The organism is Dyadobacter sp. SRI_021 (genome assembly GCF_057586235.1).
Map to the genome: position 1 here is coordinate 779,171 of NZ_JBYCZM010000001.1, position 16,532 is coordinate 795,702.

Annotated in this window: 16 protein-coding genes; 4 read left to right on the forward strand and 12 right to left on the reverse strand. The window is 49.4% G+C overall.

Annotated elements, in window-relative coordinates; genetic code table 11:
• Position 1 precedes the first annotated feature (1 nt).
• Complete coding sequence (locus tag AC2YIT_RS03150; protein ID WP_487278205.1) at positions 2 to 685, forward strand: class I SAM-dependent methyltransferase; 684 nt, start codon at positions 2 to 4, stop codon at positions 683 to 685.
• On the opposite strand, the gene AC2YIT_RS03155 is transcribed toward AC2YIT_RS03150, so the two are convergent.
• On the reverse strand, positions 626 to 1,525 hold the full coding sequence (locus tag AC2YIT_RS03155) for an EamA family transporter (RefSeq protein WP_487278206.1): 900 nt from the start codon (positions 1,523 to 1,525) through the stop codon (positions 626 to 628). The two genes, AC2YIT_RS03150 and AC2YIT_RS03155, sit on opposite strands and share 60 nt — an antisense overlap.
• A 161-nt stretch (positions 1,526 to 1,686) precedes the next feature.
• Between AC2YIT_RS03155 and AC2YIT_RS03160 the strand changes: the two genes are divergently transcribed.
• Both AC2YIT_RS03160 and AC2YIT_RS03165 read left to right on the forward strand, forming a co-directional pair.
• Positions 1,687 to 2,394 carry an outer membrane beta-barrel protein gene (locus tag AC2YIT_RS03160; protein ID WP_487278207.1) on the forward strand — a complete coding sequence of 236 codons (708 nt, stop codon included), beginning with the start codon at positions 1,687 to 1,689 and terminating at the stop codon, positions 2,392 to 2,394.
• A gap of 67 nt (positions 2,395 to 2,461) precedes the next feature.
• On the forward strand, positions 2,462 to 3,259 hold the full coding sequence (locus tag AC2YIT_RS03165) for an HAD family hydrolase (RefSeq protein ID WP_487278208.1): 798 nt from the start codon (positions 2,462 to 2,464) through the stop codon (positions 3,257 to 3,259).
• A 9-nt stretch (positions 3,260 to 3,268) separates the two neighbouring features.
• Here AC2YIT_RS03165 and fabF read toward each other — a convergent pair whose 3' ends face one another.
• The 7 genes from fabF to AC2YIT_RS03200 all read right to left on the reverse strand — a co-directional run bounded on the left by fabF (position 3,269) and on the right by AC2YIT_RS03200 (position 9,857).
• Positions 3,269 to 4,519, reverse strand: a complete 1,251-nt coding sequence (fabF, locus tag AC2YIT_RS03170; RefSeq protein WP_487278209.1) for a beta-ketoacyl-ACP synthase II — start codon at positions 4,517 to 4,519, stop codon at positions 3,269 to 3,271.
• A gap of 36 nt (positions 4,520 to 4,555) precedes the next feature.
• Complete coding sequence (locus tag AC2YIT_RS03175) at positions 4,556 to 4,789, reverse strand: DUF2798 domain-containing protein (protein WP_430842520.1); 234 nt, start codon at positions 4,787 to 4,789, stop codon at positions 4,556 to 4,558.
• Between the two features lie 49 nt (positions 4,790 to 4,838).
• Positions 4,839 to 5,600 carry an SDR family oxidoreductase gene (locus tag AC2YIT_RS03180; protein WP_487278210.1) on the reverse strand — a complete coding sequence of 254 codons (762 nt, stop codon included), beginning with the start codon at positions 5,598 to 5,600 and terminating at the stop codon, positions 4,839 to 4,841.
• A gap of 215 nt (positions 5,601 to 5,815) precedes the next feature.
• Positions 5,816 to 7,069 (reverse strand): PQQ-dependent sugar dehydrogenase, encoded by a 1,254-nt coding sequence (locus AC2YIT_RS03185; RefSeq protein ID WP_430842516.1) that lies wholly within the window; start codon positions 7,067 to 7,069, stop codon positions 5,816 to 5,818.
• An 83-nt stretch (positions 7,070 to 7,152) separates the two neighbouring features.
• Positions 7,153 to 7,596: a DUF6841 family protein gene (locus tag AC2YIT_RS03190; RefSeq protein WP_430842514.1), complete on the reverse strand. Its 444-nt coding sequence runs from the start codon at positions 7,594 to 7,596 to the stop codon at positions 7,153 to 7,155.
• Between the two features lie 54 nt (positions 7,597 to 7,650).
• Complete coding sequence (locus AC2YIT_RS03195; protein ID WP_430842512.1) at positions 7,651 to 8,205, reverse strand: DUF2911 domain-containing protein; 555 nt, start codon at positions 8,203 to 8,205, stop codon at positions 7,651 to 7,653.
• Positions 8,206 to 8,264: 59 nt separating this feature from the next.
• Positions 8,265 to 9,857: a serine hydrolase domain-containing protein gene (locus tag AC2YIT_RS03200; protein WP_487278211.1), complete on the reverse strand. Its 1,593-nt coding sequence runs from the start codon at positions 9,855 to 9,857 to the stop codon at positions 8,265 to 8,267.
• A gap of 120 nt (positions 9,858 to 9,977) precedes the next feature.
• On the opposite strand from AC2YIT_RS03200, the gene AC2YIT_RS03205 reads away from it, so the two are divergent.
• A complete protein-coding gene (locus AC2YIT_RS03205) occupies positions 9,978 to 11,135 on the forward strand; it encodes a DEAD/DEAH box helicase (protein WP_430842504.1) in 1,158 nt (385 codons plus the stop codon).
• Between the two features lie 3 nt (positions 11,136 to 11,138).
• Here AC2YIT_RS03205 and AC2YIT_RS03210 read toward each other — a convergent pair whose 3' ends face one another.
• The 4 genes from AC2YIT_RS03210 to AC2YIT_RS03225 all read right to left on the reverse strand — a co-directional run bounded on the left by AC2YIT_RS03210 (position 11,139) and on the right by AC2YIT_RS03225 (position 16,422).
• Entirely contained in the window at positions 11,139 to 12,251 is a 1,113-nt protein-coding gene (locus tag AC2YIT_RS03210; protein ID WP_487278212.1) for a sialidase family protein, read from the reverse strand.
• A gap of 58 nt (positions 12,252 to 12,309) precedes the next feature.
• A complete protein-coding gene (locus AC2YIT_RS03215) occupies positions 12,310 to 13,317 on the reverse strand; it encodes an NAD(P)H-dependent glycerol-3-phosphate dehydrogenase (RefSeq protein WP_430842500.1) in 1,008 nt (335 codons plus the stop codon).
• Between the two features lie 132 nt (positions 13,318 to 13,449).
• A complete protein-coding gene (locus AC2YIT_RS03220) occupies positions 13,450 to 14,886 on the reverse strand; it encodes an efflux RND transporter periplasmic adaptor subunit (RefSeq protein WP_487278213.1) in 1,437 nt (478 codons plus the stop codon).
• Positions 14,887 to 14,937: 51 nt separating this feature from the next.
• Positions 14,938 to 16,422, reverse strand: coding sequence for a TolC family protein (locus tag AC2YIT_RS03225; RefSeq protein WP_430842496.1), 1,485 nt, complete (start codon positions 16,420 to 16,422; stop codon positions 14,938 to 14,940).
• Between the last annotated feature and the right edge of the window lie 110 nt (positions 16,423 to 16,532).

Consider the following 16,532-nt stretch of genomic DNA (forward strand, 5'->3'; position numbering starts at 1 on the left):
TATGCTGAACAATTATGACCGCATTGCTTCGAACTATGACAGGCTTAGCAGGCTGATATTCGGCAAATCGATCGTTCGCGCGCAGCAGGCATTACTGCCATTTATAACCTCTCACGCCCGCGTGCTCATCGTAGGCGGGGGAACGGGTTGGATATTGGAGGAAATTGCGAGGCTATATCCCTCAGGATTAGCCATCGATTATGTCGAAATCTCATCCAATATGCTGGACCTGGCCAGGAAAAGAGATTTCAAGGGCAATCGGATCACATTTGTTCATACAGGTATCGAAGACTATGCAGCACCTGTAAAATACGATGTAATTATGACGCCGTTTCTTTTCGACAATTTCAGTCGCGAACGTGCACACGAGGTTTTTGAAAAGCTGGATAAAATTCTCAAAAGCGGCGCATTATGGCTGTTCACCGACTTTCACATTGACAAAAACCTCAATCGGATCTGGCAGAAAGCATTGCTGCAATCGATGTATATTTTCTTCAAAAAAATCAGCCACGTGGAAGCGGATCAGCTCCCTGATATGCCACGGCATTTTGCCAATAATGATTACTACCTGACATTTGAAACCTTCTACTTCGGCCGTTTCATCCGTTCGGCCGCGTACCGCAGATCAGGCGACCGCAGCGCGGCCCCGACCGAAAATAAACCGCTCGTTGAAAACAAGGATTGATAACAGGATCAATGAGTAAGCAGTGATCTGCACCGAATTAATCGGCTCATGAAAGTAAAACAACGCGATCGCGAAGTTCATCAATGGATTGATATACAACAGAATGCCCATTGTCGAGGAGGTCACCCCCTGCAACGCATACAGGTTCATGAAGAGCGGAATGATGGTGAAAACGACGGCTATCAGCGTGATCAGGACGTAAAATAAACCTTCTGTTGGCAGCGCTGCGCTGTATTTCGGGTAAAAAGGAAGCAGCAGCAATGCAGAGAACACTATCTGGATCGTGAGCACCAGGAACTTGTCGATACCCGTATTCTTGCGCTGGCTTACGAGATAGAATGCGTACGAAGCCGCGACAATCAGGCTGTACAGAATATCCGATATATTATTGAATGACAACAAAATACAACTCAGAACACTGAGCATTACCGCTGTCCACTGCCATTTGCTGAGCTTTTCATCCAGTACGAAAAAGGCGATTACGGTGGTCATGATCGGGCAGACGAGATAGGCGAACGAAGCGGCCTTCACACTGATGTGGTTCATCACGTAAATGAAGAAAAACCAGTTGGCGGTCAGCAATACCCCGCCGATCAATGTCAGGAATGCAACCTGACGTTTCCGCCCCGCAGGCATTGCCCTGAAAGCAGCGACACTCTCTTTCAGCACTTTCACCCGCACAAACAGACTGATTACCGCCATCACCGCCGCGCACATAAACACGCGGTAAAAAAGGATGTCGAGCGACGGATATCCTTTCAATGGTTTGAGGGCAAGGCTGAAAAAGCCCCAGATTAGAAATGAAACAAATGCGGTGAGGTAGTACTTTGAAAATTTCATCAGGCTGTTGATGTGGTGTGGACCGTATTCCCGGAACAGCAAAAAATACAGCCGGGTTCGTGAAGGGATATTTCCCATTGAAATTTAACCGTTTCACTATGCAACCGTTGGTTGACCTATCGTGTCAACCAGACAGTTTCCATTCCCAAAAGCCCAGATCCATGAAAATTCTCTACATCCTTCCTTTCCTGTTCATCTGCCAGATCGGCCTCGCCCAGCATACTACATTTTCCGTTGGGCTCAATTCAGGCATTTCACGCTTTGCGGGCGCGAGTGCAGAGAAAACAACTACTTCGGGCACCGGAGGACCTTTTTGTGGCTGTGCGCTCCGGGAGGCCAGTTATCTTGGCAACGTACCTGCAATTACCTACGGCGCAAACCTAGTGGTGCAACACGAGTTTAAAAACCACTTCCTACTCGAATTGGAAACCGGTTACGAAAACCTCCGCACCCGTATTAATGTTGAGCAATATCAGCTCGACGACATGATCTTTAAAACCGACAATGGCTACGATATTACCCGTAACCACTTCATTAACATTTTCCCCAGCGCTGGATATAACTTTTCATTAGCAGAAAATCTGGATCTCTCGCTCCGCGGTGGCGCCGATTTTGGCATCGGCCTCAGCAGTTCGAGCCGCCTGGTTATCAAAGATGTATTTGAAGACGACCAATATACCGATCGCGACGGCCTCGCCCCCGGCCTCGATTTCCGCCCCAGAATGGAAGCAAAAATATCCGGTAAGCGGCTCGGGTTGGCAGTAAGTTACGCGCACGGGGTGACGAACTGGCTCAACGACTGGGCAGGCGGCCCTACCGACCTTCATATGCGTGTGTGGCGCATTGGTGTCCAGTACCGAATATTCTAAAAAAGCAGTAAAAGCGGAACCATAGTCGGCTTATTTGACTTGATTGGTAAGGCAATATTAATCAAGTATGACATTTTCCGACATCCGGCTGGTGGCTACCGATATGGACGGTACGCTTTTGAATTCCAAACACGAAATCCACGAATCTTTTTTCCCTGTTTTCAGGAAACTTAAAAATCACGGAATCATTTTCGTCGCAGCCAGTGGTCGTCAATATTTCAACCTCGCCAAAACCCTCGATGCCGTCAAGGATGAGATCATCTTCGCTGCCGAGAATGGCAGTTATGTAGTTTTCAAAGACGAAGAAATCCACATTCAGGCAATCGACCCGGAGATTACCCGCGAGTTGATCTTGATTTCAAGAAAGATCAAAAATACCTACCCGATCATTTGCGGGAAGAAAAAGGCTTACGTCGAGAATGACGACGAAGAGTTCATCAATCACCTCAAACTGTATTTTGAAAGATACGAGGTTGTGCCTGACCTGCTCGAAATCACCGACGATCAATTTCTCAAATTCACATTATGCGACCTGGCAGGCTCTGAAGTAAACAGCTACCCGTATTACAAGAAATACGAGCACGACCTGCAGGTGAAAGTCTCCGGGCCGATCTGGCTGGATATTTCACATAAAAAAGCCAACAAAGGCCGCGCGATGGAGGTTTTGCAGGAAAAATTCAAAGTTACCGCGGAGCAAACGATGGTTTTCGGGGATTACCTCAACGACCTGGAAATGCTCGAAAAAGCACATTACTCCTACGCAATGGCGAATGCGCATCCGGATATCAAAAAAATAGCCCGTTTCATCGCCAAAAGCAACGATGAAAACGGGGTCGTAGAAGTCCTTTCGGAAATCAGGGAGTAAGGCAATGCCCTACTCCGTATATTTTTTGAAGATGGAAGTCGCCGTGTGCCCTCCGAAACCGAAGGTATTGTTCAATGCATAATTCACAGTCTGGTTCAGCGACTTGCCCAACACGATGTTCATACCTTCGGGAATTGCCTCGTCCAGGTTTTGTGTATTAATGGTCGCCGGAATAATATCGTTTTTAACTGCCAATGCACAAACGATACTTTCGAGCGCTCCCGCCGCACCCAGCAAATGGCCCGTCATGGATTTGGTTGCGCTGATCGCCACCGGGTGGTCACCAAATACGGTTTTCATCCCTTGCAGTTCGCTCATATCGCCTAGCCCGGTGGATGTTGCGTGCGCATTCACGTAGTCGATCTTGTCGGGTGTAATGCCGGCTTCCGCCAGAGCTTTTCTCATACCCAATGCTGCACCCATACCATCCGGAGGTGTACCGGTGAGGTGGTAAGCATCCGCAGCCATTCCGCCGCCGACGATTTCAGCATAGATTTTGGCTCCTCTCGCTTTGGCATATTCCAAATCTTCGAGGATCAATGCCGCAGCACCCTCGCCCATTACAAAACCATCACGGTCTTTATCGAATGGTCTTGAAGCCGTTGCAGGATCGTCATTCCGCTTCGAAAGTGCCTGAGCCGCGCTGAAACCGCCCAATGCCGAGTAGATAATCGCTGCCTCGGAACCACCGGCTACCATCAGCTTGGCCTTACCCATGCGGATTGTGTCAAATGCGCTGATCAATGCAGTATTCGAAGACGCACAGGCCGAAACGGTACAGTAGTTAGGTCCGTGCAGTTTGTGGCGGATCGAAATTACACCTGCTGCAATATCCACAATCATTTTTGGAATAAAGAACGGGCTGAAACGCGGTACCCCGCCTGATGCGTGGAATTCCAGTAACTGGTCCTCAAATGTACCCATACCACCGTTTCCGGTTGCCCAGATCACCCCCATGTCCTGGCGGTCTTCCAAGTCGATATTCGCAAAGTCTAGCCCTGCATCCTTGATCGCCGTATCCGACGCTGCAATCGCATATTGGGTATGCAGGTCGTATTTTTTGAGCTCCTTCTTTTCGATATACTCTTCGGGATGGAAGTCCTTCACTTCGCAGCCGAACTGAGTTTTGAATTTGGAAACATCCATCTTAGTGATGGTAGCAGCACCGCTTTTACCATCTACAATATTTTGCCAGAATTCTTCCACGGAATTCCCCAGCGGAGAAATAACCCCCAAGCCGGTAACTACAACTCTTTTCATACAGTTTAATTATTTGATCCAGGACATCAGGAGCGGTTAGTCAACCTCCTGAGTCAGTGTATCTTTGAAGATATCGTCGACCAGTTTCTGCACCTTCGGACCAATCAGCAGGATTGCCGGGATGACGATCAGATACGACATGCTCCAAGATTTGAGCCAAATCACCAAAAAATTGGCAACAAATCCAATATTTAGGGAAATCAAAGCGAAGGAAATTATCCCCGTCGTAACGATCCCCATGATCATGGCAAAAGCGATTTTCTGTCTCATAACGGCAGTGATTTTTGTGTATTGAAGGTTACTTTTTGCGATGTCCTTTTCAGGCAGTTTGGAGGTCAACGCCGGGGTTCATCGCCTGCAAAGCGGCTGCCGGGTTACTCAAAAAGAGACTAAACACATCGGCAGTACGCCCTGTGAGAATTTCATAGGTATTGTTTTCAAATGCTTCCACGAGTTCGTCCGCTACTTGTTTGGCGGGGATCCCATTCGTAGCGCCACCGATTTCAGCTGAAAACTCCGTATCCACCAGCGGAGGGAGGATCTCGAACACTTTGATATTGGTGGATTTGCCCAGCGCAATACGCAGAGATTGCGTGTAAGAGTGCAATGCGGCCTTACTTGCGGCGTAGGTTGGCAGGAAGTGGTTCGGCACCAGGCCCGCTATGCTGGAAACGGTTACGATTGCGCCTTCGTTCGCCTTTTTGAGCAGCGGCAGCAATTTCTGGTTCAGACGGATAATGGCCAGGTAATTGGTGGTAATCTCCTCTTCGGCCAATGTTGCAGCGTCCCGATCACCGTCCAGGTGATAGTAAGCGGCCTTACCGGCATTGTTAATGACCACATTCAGGGTAGGAAATTCATTTTCGAGGCGGGCAACGAGCTCGTCCGTCGCCTGCTGATCAATCACATCGTAGACGATCGGCGTTACGTTATCCAGCTGCGCCGCCGCTTTTTGCAAACGCTCTTCATTCCGACCGGTGATGATTACATGATTACCTTTTGCAACAAATGCTTTGGCGAATTCGAGACCAATACCGGCACTTCCGCCGGTAATGAGGATTGTATTTCCAGTAGTTTTCATTGTTTCTTTATTTAAAATATACCAATCGGTATACTATTTGAGAAAATAAAAGCCGGGTATTCATCCGGTTCCTTTGGCGAATTAAAATTCCATGACAAAAATATACCGATCAGTATATTTTTGCAAGAAAAAACGGAAAAATTTTTGCCTTATACACAAAAAACGGCCTGGTTGCCCACCAGGCCGCTATTGTATTTCCCATAGCCCATAATTTCTTACTTTGCGCTTACGCGCCAGATAATATTGGCGGAGTCGTCGTTCACTAGCAGCGAACCATCATTCATTACCGTCACTCCGACGGGCCGGCCATAAACCTTCTTTTCGCTTTCCACAAAACCGGTGAGAAAATCTTCCGGCTTGCCCGAGGGCTTCCCATTTTGAAATGGTACAAAGACCACCTTATATCCCGAAAGCTTCGAGCGGTTCCATGAGCCATGCAGGCCTACGAATGCGCCATTGTGGTATTTCGCAGGAAATTTGGTTTTGTTATAGAATGCCAGTCCCAGCGCTGCCGTGTGTGAACCGACGGGAACATCCGGCACGATCGTCTTTGCAACCAGGTCGGGGCGTTCCCCTTTTCTTCGCGGGTCTTCATTTTGTCCGAAATAAGCATAAGGCCAACCGTAGAAGCCACCCTCTTTTACACCCGTAATGTAATCGGGCACGAGGTCATCGCCCAGTTTATCGCGCTCGTTCACAGCTGTCCAAAGCACATTCGAACCCGGAGCCCAGTCCATTCCCACGGGATTCCGCAGCCCGCTCGCGTATATGCGCTCGCCCGAGCCATCGGGGTTTATTTCCAGGATATTGGCTCTCCGCTTTTCTTCATCGATACCGTGGTCAGCCACATTACTTGCGGATCCGACCGAAATGTAAATTTTACTCCCGCTCGCATTCGCCAGCAGGTTTCTCGTCCAGTGATTGTTATAGCCACCTGCCGGCAAGTCCACAATCTTTTCGCCTTTGGAAGTAATTTTAGTTTCGCCGTCTTTATAAGGATAGCGGTAAAGGCCATTGGTGTTGGCCACGTAGAAGTAGCCGTTCAACACGAGCATTCCGAAAGGCTTGTTGAGTTTTTCAAGAAAAATTTCGCGCATTTCAGGCGTCCCGTCCTTGTTCACATCTCTAAGGAGCGTGATCCTATCTGCACTTTTACGTGTGGCCGATTCGGCTACGAAAATGTCGCCATTCGGTGCAATATAAGTCCAGCGCGGACTATCGAGTTTATCGGCAAATTTGGTTACTACAAAGCCTGCGGGCGCCACGGGTGTTTGGCCATCGGGCCAGCCAGCCTCTTCCGGCCTGTTCTCCACAGACTCGGTCGCGAATGGAGCAGGCAATGTGAGACTGTCGGTCGCAGTTGCCACGGAGTCGGGTCCGCTTTGCGCCGCTTCTTCCTTTTCCTTCTTACTATTGCAGCCCCAGGCGAACACCAGAGCCAGCAGACAGATCATTTGACACTTCTTCATCTTGATGAATGTTAATGCAAAAAGCTGGGCAGAAACATTGCGTTTCCGACCAGCTTTTACAATAATAATGCCAGTATCCCCCTCTACACCAAGCCCCTTTCTTTCAGGACGGCCTGTTCATCACCGGTAATGTAGGCAAACACTTTCAACGTCCCGTTCAGATGCTGCAACAGGTAAATCACACTGAATTCGATGGAACCCGGCTGACCGCCCTTTTCATAAAACGATTCCCAGTACACTTCCACCATATAATGCAGCTCGTTCAGCTCTGTAATATCCAGCTGCCTGATCTCCATTTTGGTAATACCGATGGAGCGGTAGAAATTATAGCCTTCCGGCACACGTTCCCAAAATTCCTGGTCATTCTTCCCGCCGATAATTCCGTTCGGACTCGCTTCGACGAAGAAATCTGCAAATGCCGCCGCTGTTTCTTCCGCTACCGCATTCCCGGCAAGCCCTTCGGCAAACCGCTTCTCATATGCGTCAAAAAACTGCTCGATCTGATCGTGGATATCTGCCATTGTCATAAATTCATTGGTTCAGACAGCGGTCCGAGAAAGAACCGTGCCATTTCAGCAACCTCAGAACGACACAGGCACTTCCACAATGGTCGTTTCCCATCCCAGATACATCTTCGCGGCTTTGTCGGAAACCTTTTCAAATACTATTGAGAAGTTCTCGATCGGTGCATCTGCTTTTTTTACCGGCGCCGTCACGCGTAACACATCATTAGCCTCCTTGTATTTGTAGGCACCCCAGTAATCTACGTCGCTGCTCAAAATGATTGTCCATTCTTTCTCGTTTGGAATTGCAAACATCGAGTAGGTACCTGCCTTCACTTTTTTGCCTCCAAAAGTGGCGTCTTCATAGAATCTGATTTCCGTTGATTCATCCGCGCCCAGGCGCCACACTTTGCCATAGGGTTCTTTTTTACCGAAAATTTCACGCCCATTCAAAAAAGGACGGCTGTACGACACCTTCACCAATGCTTTCTCTCCGTCCTTGCGGTCATGTGCAAAGTGATCCGGGAAATATGCGATATCGCGCGGGCTTTTATCCAGTCCTCTGAATTTCTGCGCATTCACCCCGAACGCAATCACCATCATCAAAAGGGCCAGGAAAATGTTCTTTTTCATATTTGTGGTCGTTGTTAAAGATTTGAATGCTAATGATATGAAAATCTTTTGGTTTAAGCTCACGCAATCGCCTTCCCACTCAAAACCGGCCGCGGATCTTTCGTATTGCCGATAATCGCGAGACTCCTCTTAAATTCAACTTGCAGGTTATCCCCTTCAAATTTGCACCGTACGGTTTCATGATGCGCGGTTTCGATGAAGCGCCAGGTCATTTCGAAAGTTGTGTCGTCGATCCAGGCGCCATTGGCGGCAATTTTCGTTTTCTTTTCGCCAGGGACGGGGGTTAGGACGAGTTTGAGCGGCATGGTCGATAAGTCGGTAAGGCCAATTTTCCAGTTGCCCAAACCATTTACCACAAGGTGTTCGCCCTTATCGTCGGTTACGCGGAAGAGACACCAGCCCTTATCAAATTCGAAGGATATTTTGCTAATTTTCAACTCATTACTCGCCAGCTTGAATGCTCTCCCGTTCATTTTCGCGGCGAGTTCAGAAGCCGGCTTTCCTTGAGTAAGAGGCAATGCGAGTGAGCCCAGTTTCTTCTGCATCTCCGATTGCACACCTTTGTCGGCAGGAACACCGGTGGCCTTCACAGTCGGCAGGATATGGTTCCAAACGTGGTTCAGAATGGCCTGCATATCTCCGGTTTCACTGGTAATGGCTACTACCATGTCTTCCTTCGGCATTACAATACAATACTGCCCGAATGCGCCATCTCCGCGGTAGGCACCGTTCCGGCAACGCCAGAACTGATAGCCATAACCTTGCTGCCAGTCGTCGTCCTCAGGTTTCCTGTTACTTCCTTTCGACATAATATGCGACCGTGTAGCTTCCTCAACCCAGGCAGCCGGCAGAATGCGTTTACCATTGTACTCCCCTTTTTGCAAATACAACTGGCCGAATTTGGCAATATCCTCTGTTTTGACCCGCAACCCCCAACCGCCGGTATTAATGCCCTTAGGATCCACTTCCCAATCCACATCTTCGATCACCAATGGCTGGAAAAGGCGCGGTTTGAGGTATTCAAGCAAGGTTTGGCCGGTTAGTTTCTGAATAATGGCCGACAGCATGTACGTGGCGCCGCTATTGTACACAAAGAATGTACCGGGTTCGTGCTCCACAGGCTGCGCCAGAAACGATTTCACCCAGTTATCACTCCCCGATTCCCGCAGTTTCCCTGTCGTATCCTTATCATGGCCGGTCGACATGCTGAGCAAGTCGCGTACGCGCATTGCTGCGAGATTGGCGCTTACAGTCGCAGGTTTATCCTCCGGGAAAAAGGAAATGACTTTATCGTCCACTTTCAACTTGCCTTCCGCTACGGCAAAGCCTATCGCGCTGGAAGTAAAACTTTTACTGAGAGAATATAAAGTATGCTTCAAATCGGGTGCATAGGGAGCCCACCAGCCCTCGGCAACCACTTTTCCCTGCCGCAGAACCATCAAACTATGCAGGTTTAGCCGATCGGTTTCGACGGCATTGGCAAAATCCAGAATGCCTTTGGCCGACATTCCCTGCGCTTCCGGCGAGCTGCGCGGCAACTGTCCGTAGCTAAGCGACGACGCCCACGCCGACGCTGGAATGGCGCTGATTACACCCAATTGAAGGGCTCCAAACCCTAGTTTTTGAAGAAACTCCCTGCGGTTGTACGACATAATGATTATAAATGCTGGTGATGGAAAATTTCTGCGCACCGGCGGACCGGCTCGCGGGCGGACAGGTAGCATTTGCGCAGGGAGCGCTATCTTTGCATCAATCACGAAACAAATGACCGCATGCCGGAGAACGCAACTTCCTTCCAATCGCTTGGATTGTCCGAACCATTACTAAAAACCATCGCTGAACAGAATTATACTCAACCCTATCCGATTCAGCGGGCCGCAATTCCAGCCATTTTGAAGGGAAATGACGTGCTCGGCATCGCCAAAACAGGCTCGGGAAAAACGGCAAGCTTTGTGTTGCCTATTCTGGAATCCTTTCAAAACAGGCCTCCGGCGAAAAACCGGCATATTACTGCATTGGTATTGGTGCCTACCCGCGAGCTGGCGGTGCAGATCGGCACGGTTTTCCAGACGTTCGGCGAAAGGCTTCCGCGTAAGGTGAAAACGCTTGCGGTTTTTGGTGGGGTATCCATTAACCCGCAAATGATCGCATTGCAGCATGTGGAAATCCTGGTTGCCACGCCCGGCCGATTGCTCGAACTGCTCTCTTACAAAGCGCTGAACTTGTCTGAAACGCGCATTCTGGTGCTGGACGAGGCTGACAAAATGCTGAATATGGGCTTCGCCGATGAAATGCGGGATATTTTCTTCCTCCTTCCCAAAAGTCGCCAGAGCATTCTCTTCTCGGCTACATTAGGCGATGAAGTGGATAAAATCAATAAGAATCAGCTGAAAAACCCGATCCGGATAGAGATCGAAGAGGAAGAGCAGAACCTCGACCTGATCAAGCAAACCGGCTACTTCGTCGATCCTGACCGAAAGGGGCCGCTATTGAGATATTTGATCAAATCGCAACAAATGAAGCAGGTGCTGGTGTTCGTTTCGGCGACACGAACCGCGGATAACCTCGTTGAAAAGCTGAAAAAGAACGGTATCGACGCCATGGCCATGCATAGCAAAAAAAGCCAGGGTGCGCGCACCGAGGCTTTGAATAAGTTTAAATCGGGAAAATTGAATGTACTGGTGGCGACCGACCTCGCGTCGCGCGGGATCGATATCCAGTTTCTGCCTTATGTGATCAATTTCGAATTACCGCGCTCTCCGAAAGATTACGTGCACCGCATTGGCCGGACAGGGCGGGCCGAAAACCCGGGAGAGGCTATTTCGCTGATCTGCCCCGAAGACGTCCATCATTTCAAAATCATCCAGAAAAAGATGGGTAAGCGCGTCGAAATGATGGAGTCTTACGATATCGAACTGCGGGGCTATTAAATGCTATTTCTTCTTGGCCGCCAGGTCTACAATATCCTTCTTGCTGCCTGTCCAAAATGCGATTTTCCGGCGGTTATAAGTGTAAGTAACCGCCACCGAATCGCCCCAGCTGATCACGGCGGGATAGGAATATTCGTCTTCCTTCTTGCCAGTCGCGATGTCGATCTTATCGGTCCAGTTCTGGCCATCGTCGTACGAAAGGATGAGCGAAAGCGGCGAGCGGGAGCCCCAGTTGTGGTCGTCGGGGTTGTAGGCCAGTACCAATGTGCCGTCGGCTAATTTGGCAAGATCAATGCCGCTGTTTGGGTTGGGCAGTGAGGTCTTTTTAATAGTTGACCAGGTTTTGCCGTAGTCCTTCGAATCGCTGCGCCCGATCACGCCACCGGTCGTACGCACGAGCATATGCACTTGTCCGGGCTCCGATTCCCACAATGTAGGCTGAATGGCGCCTTTTCCTTTTATTTCTGTCGTATCGATTTTTAAATATGGGCTGGCCGTCCAGGTTTTGCCCTTATCCGTGCTGCGGTCTACGAAAACCTCCCAGCGATTCACTTCATTGGAAGCGCCGGCGAGCCAGTCGCCGTTCGACAGCTCGATCAGCTTGTCTTTCACAGGGCCGCGGCCGCCTTTGTCACCCTTTACGAGTTCATAGGCTTCCGACCACGTTGCACCATTGTCCGAAGAAGTCTTTACCCACGTTTCCCACTGGGCGATCTCCTTCCCTACTTTGAAATACAAAATCACTTTTCCGTCGGCTGTTTTCTGCAAAACCGGGTTCCAATGCGCATCCTCGCGGATTTTGGCGACCTCGACCGGAGCGCTCCAATGGCCGGGACGACCTTTCGATAGCCAGATACCCACGTCCGGGTTCTTTTCTTCCGTGCCGCCAAACCATGCTACGAGAAACTGCCCGTCATAGAGTCGCACGAGCGTGGAAGCGTGGCATTGCGGAAAGGGACGCTGATCGCCGAAAACGAATTCTTTGTCATTTGCGAGCGAATCCAGTTTTTTGTCCTCTGCTGTTTCGGTCTGTTTCGAGCCGCAGGATGTCATCACAATGGAGCCCAGCAGCAAAGTAGCCGCCAGCCACTTAGATTGCTTTTTGTATTGTAGCATGGATTAAAAGATAGGTTAAACGTTTTGCAGAATACCCTGCCAAACCGAAAAGAGGCTATTATTTGAGCAACTTCTTCAATTCGTTCATGACCGCGGCGGGCGCCTGCTCCTCGTAGAGAATGCTGTAAACCGCGTTGGTGATAGGTAAATTAACGTGATAAGTTTTGTTGAGCTCCTGGATACTCCTGGTGGCATAATAACCTTCCGCGATCATCTTCATTTCAAGCTGCGCAGCTTTGACACTATACCCCCGGCCGATCATATTACCAAACAACCGGTTGCGGCTGAACTGCGAATAGGCCGTCACGAGCAAATCACCCAGGTAGGCTGACGAACTCAGATTCCGTTCACGCGGGTCGAGAGCAGTAACCAGGCTACCAATTTCCTGCATCGCATTCGATACAAGTACAGCCTGGAAATTGTCGCCGTACCCGAGCCCGTGCGTGATCCCGCACGCGAGCGCGATGATGTTTTTCATCACCGCAGCGTATTCTACGCCATAAAGATCGTCGAGCGCATTGGCGGTGACGTAACGGCAGGTCATCAGCTCCGCAAAATCTTCTGCCGCCGGACATTCTGTGGAAGCGATAGTCAGGTAGGATTGCTTTTCCAACGCCACTTCCTCCGCATGGCACGGGCCGGCAATGACGCAGGTATCCTTCATTTCGATACCAAAAGCATCGGCAGCCCAATCGGTAACGAGGGCGTTCTGGCCGGGAACCATGCCTTTAATGGCTGAAACGATGCGCTTACCCTGCAAATGTTTGGGCGATAAATGCTGCAATGATTCCTGAATGAATGCGGCGGGGACCGCCAGGATAATGTAATCCGCTCCTTTGACAGCGTCGGTGGTTTTTTCAAAAACCTTCACCTTCTTGGGTGAAAGCACGACGTCACTGAGGTAACTCGGATTGTGATTGAACCTTCGGATATGGTCGATGTCCTTCTGGTTCCGGAGCCACCAGCGGATTTGAACGTGATTTTGTTCGCAGAGGATCTTGATCAGAGCAGTCGCCCAGCTGCCCCCGCCTATCACGGCAATTTTAGTATGATTTAAAAAACTCATCCGGCTGGATTGTCAGAATTTGGCTGAAATATTGGCCAAAATAGCTGAAAATAAAAAATCCTTGCAGCAAAGCCGCAAGGATTTTCCTTTTTAACCTAAACTAAATCGAACTTATTACTTTTTTACAACGCATCAGTTCGGGTTTTCATTTGATTTTTTTCCATCTTTTTTCGGATCTTCCTTCTTTTTTTCAACCAGGTCACCGTTATTGAGGTTTTTGGACACTGCAATGTAGGGTCCGGAGATAATTTTGTCGCCCGGTTTCAGGCCCGAAAGTATTTCGATATTCTCAAAATCGCTAATACCCGTCTTCACTTCCTTCATTTCCGCCTTGCCATTCACATCGACAAATACCACTTCTTTAATCACTTCCTGCTTCCTAGGTTTCTTCTCGTCTTCCTCGGCTGGCTGCGCACTATTATTATTCGACCCGTCGCCTGAGCCCGGGATCACCTGTGGAGTGCCTCCCCTCGTAGTAACCGCCGCGATGGGCACCGAAACCACGCCATTTTTACGCTCGGTAATGATCTCTACCGATGCTGTCATACCCGGTTTGAAAGGATAAGATTTTTTCGAACGGGCGGTCATCAGGTCTTTGAAAGATTCATTCAGGATTTTCACTTTCACCTGAAATTCCGTTACGGCATCGGCGGAGGTGCTTGCAGCGGCCGTTGATGTCGACGATAGCGATGCAAGTCCCGCAGCCGTATTGGCGATTTCCTTCACCACCCCCTTAAACTTGCGGCCCGACGAACTGTAAGCATCCACGTCGATTTCAGCGGTATCACCAATCGACACCCGTACGATATCGTTTTCATTCACATTCACGCGCACTTCCATATCGGCCAGGTTGGCAATGCGCATCATTTCGGTACCCGCCATTTGTGACGTACCTACCACACGTTCGCCAGCCTCCACATTCAGCAGCGATACAATACCGCTCACCGGCGCGAAAATGCTGGTTTTACGCAAGTTTTCCGCCGCGTCGCGCATGCTGGCTTCCGCACTTTTAATATTGAAAAGCGCCGCCGCTACATTCGCTTTTGCTGATTCCACGTCCTGCTGGGCAACTCCATAGCTGGACGCAAATCCTTCGAAATCCGCCGAAGAAATCACTTTATCAGCAAAAAGCTTCTTGTTCCGGTCATAATTGGCCTTTGCCTGAACAAGCCTTGCCTCTGCCTGCGCTACCAGTGCCTTGGTTTGCTCATAGTTAGCCTTGCTCGAATTGACCGCAGCTTGTGCCCTGGCCATTAATGATTCGTAGTTATCCGGACGGATCTTCAAAAGCAGTTGCCCTTTTACCACCGAATCGCCTTCCGCTACATTCAATGCGATGATCTCACCAGAAACGTCCGGACTGAGCTTCACTTCCACCTCCGGCTGCACTTTTCCCGACGCACTCACCCGTTCGATGATATCCGATTTTTTGACGATTGCGTATTCTACCTCCGTGGTTTTAGGCTTACCGATGTAGCCGGCCTGTTTGGCCCCAAACAAACCACCGATGAGTAGCACCACGACACCTCCCGTTATCCACCAGATCTGTTTCGAAGATTTACGTGCCATATTTTTTTGATTACAAATTTTTGAAGATAGGTTGCTGATAGTACGGGAATTCTAGAAATCAGAGAGCGGGCGGTTCATATAAAAATCCAGGATTTTAGTCCTGAAAACGTAGTCATACTTGGTCTGAACGAGGTTACCATTCGCTCTGTCAAGGTTGGCTTTCGCGATGTTGTACTCTACCGAGTTGATCGCCCCGACATCGAAACGCACCTGCGCTACGCGGAAAGTTTCCTGTAATGCACGGACCTGGTTTGCAGTTGCGGAGTAACGTTTGGCCGCATTCGTCATATCGATATAAGCCTGTTCCACATTCTTGCGGATCGTCAGTTGCACCTGCTGCGCCTGGTATTCGTAGGTCTTTTGCTGCAATTTGGCATTGGCCACATTGTATTTCGTCCGGAAATTGTTGAAGATCGGAATCGAAAGGTTCAGGTTGATCGCCGAGTTACGGTTAAAGTCGAGCTGGTTGAAATAACGGAAGTTCTGGATAGAACCATTCGGTGCCGTAACGCGCTGGATGATCGGCACTTGCTTGTTGTCTATCATCACATAATCCGTCGTCGAGGGGACGTCAATCGTCGTATTTCCCGTTCCGTCTCCTACAAACCGCTGTTTGGGCGCCGCACTCGAATAAGCGGTGTAAATACCGCCGTTCAGCGTCAGCGTGGGCATACCGGCCCCTTTTGCCAGATCAATATTAATTTTTGAAGCTTCAATCCGCATATTGGCAGCCTTCATTTGCGGCAAGTTGTTCAATGCGGTTTCATAAATCTCCTGAATAGAAGCGTCATACGCCTGCATTGTCGGATCTTTTACGGGTATTTTAACCACATTGATCACCTCGCTGCCCGGCATGTTCATGTATTGTTTCAAATTCAGCTTTGCGCTTTCAAGGTTATTCTGGGCATTTACGAGTGAAAGTTCGTCGTTGGCCAGTTGTGATTTGAGGTCGAATAGATTACTTTCCGCAAGCGTACCTGCCTCTACAAGTTTGGCGGTACGTTCTACCTGCAATTGGGATGCATCGACCTGCCGCTGCGCTACCATGATGAGCTCTTCGTTGGTCACCACCTGCAAATACGACAACGCCACATTGAGCATAATATCGTTACGGGTCGCTTCCAGGTCTTTGGCGCTCGCCTGATAATTGGCATTGTTGAATTTGATGTTATTACTGATCTGAAACCCGCTGAAAAGTGTCACCTGGCCGCCGAGCTGATAGTTGTTGGAGCTGACGTTCTGCTGAACGAACTGGTTGGTGAATGGGTCGATGTTACGTCCTGAACGGAAACCCTGGCTGGCACTGAAGCTGATGCTTGGCCACCGCTGCCATTTCGACTGCTCGTAGGTGTTGCCATTAGTTTGCACCGTAATTTCCGATTGCTTTACCTGCGGGTTGGTTTCCAGGGCAATCCGGATGCAATCTTCCAGCGAATAGGTGTTAGCCGGCTGACTTACATTTTGCTGCGCCTGCGACACTGTCATTCCACCAAACAATGCCAAAACCAGCGCGGAATAGCGTAAAGAATGAAACATAAGCGGTTTAGAGTTAGATGATCAATATTAGTGCTTACCGGAAAATGCAACCATCCATTTGGTACGGACGGTTGCATTTCCGTGGTAAAGGGCGATTTATCGCGGATGCT

Excerpts from the sequence above, each read along its gene's own strand:
- AC2YIT_RS03160 (WP_487278207.1), top strand. The coding sequence starts at position 1,687 with ATGAAAATTCTCTACATCCTTCCTTTCCTGTTCATCTGCCAGATCGGC.
- AC2YIT_RS03165 (WP_487278208.1), top strand. The coding sequence starts at position 2,462 with ATGACATTTTCCGACATCCGGCTGGTGGCTACCGATATGGACGGTACG.
- AC2YIT_RS03210 (WP_487278212.1), bottom strand. The coding sequence starts at position 12,251 with ATGCTACAATACAAAAAGCAATCTAAGTGGCTGGCGGCTACTTTGCTG.
- AC2YIT_RS03185 (WP_430842516.1), bottom strand. The coding sequence starts at position 7,069 with ATGAAGAAGTGTCAAATGATCTGTCTGCTGGCTCTGGTGTTCGCCTGG.
- AC2YIT_RS03175 (WP_430842520.1), bottom strand. The coding sequence starts at position 4,789 with ATGAGACAGAAAATCGCTTTTGCCATGATCATGGGGATCGTTACGACG.
- AC2YIT_RS03220 (WP_487278213.1), bottom strand. The coding sequence starts at position 14,886 with ATGGCACGTAAATCTTCGAAACAGATCTGGTGGATAACGGGAGGTGTC.
- AC2YIT_RS03195 (WP_430842512.1), bottom strand. The coding sequence starts at position 8,205 with ATGAAAAAGAACATTTTCCTGGCCCTTTTGATGATGGTGATTGCGTTC.
- AC2YIT_RS03225 (WP_430842496.1), bottom strand. The coding sequence starts at position 16,422 with ATGTTTCATTCTTTACGCTATTCCGCGCTGGTTTTGGCATTGTTTGGT.
- AC2YIT_RS03190 (WP_430842514.1), bottom strand. The coding sequence starts at position 7,596 with ATGACAATGGCAGATATCCACGATCAGATCGAGCAGTTTTTTGACGCA.
- AC2YIT_RS03155 (WP_487278206.1), bottom strand. The coding sequence starts at position 1,525 with ATGAAATTTTCAAAGTACTACCTCACCGCATTTGTTTCATTTCTAATC.
- AC2YIT_RS03180 (WP_487278210.1), bottom strand. The coding sequence starts at position 5,600 with ATGAAAACTACTGGAAATACAATCCTCATTACCGGCGGAAGTGCCGGT.
- AC2YIT_RS03200 (WP_487278211.1), bottom strand. The coding sequence starts at position 9,857 with ATGTCGTACAACCGCAGGGAGTTTCTTCAAAAACTAGGGTTTGGAGCC.
- AC2YIT_RS03215 (WP_430842500.1), bottom strand. The coding sequence starts at position 13,317 with ATGAGTTTTTTAAATCATACTAAAATTGCCGTGATAGGCGGGGGCAGC.
- fabF (WP_487278209.1), bottom strand. The coding sequence starts at position 4,519 with ATGAAAAGAGTTGTAGTTACCGGCTTGGGGGTTATTTCTCCGCTGGGG.
- AC2YIT_RS03205 (WP_430842504.1), top strand. The coding sequence starts at position 9,978 with ATGCCGGAGAACGCAACTTCCTTCCAATCGCTTGGATTGTCCGAACCA.
- AC2YIT_RS03150 (WP_487278205.1), top strand. The coding sequence starts at position 2 with ATGCTGAACAATTATGACCGCATTGCTTCGAACTATGACAGGCTTAGC.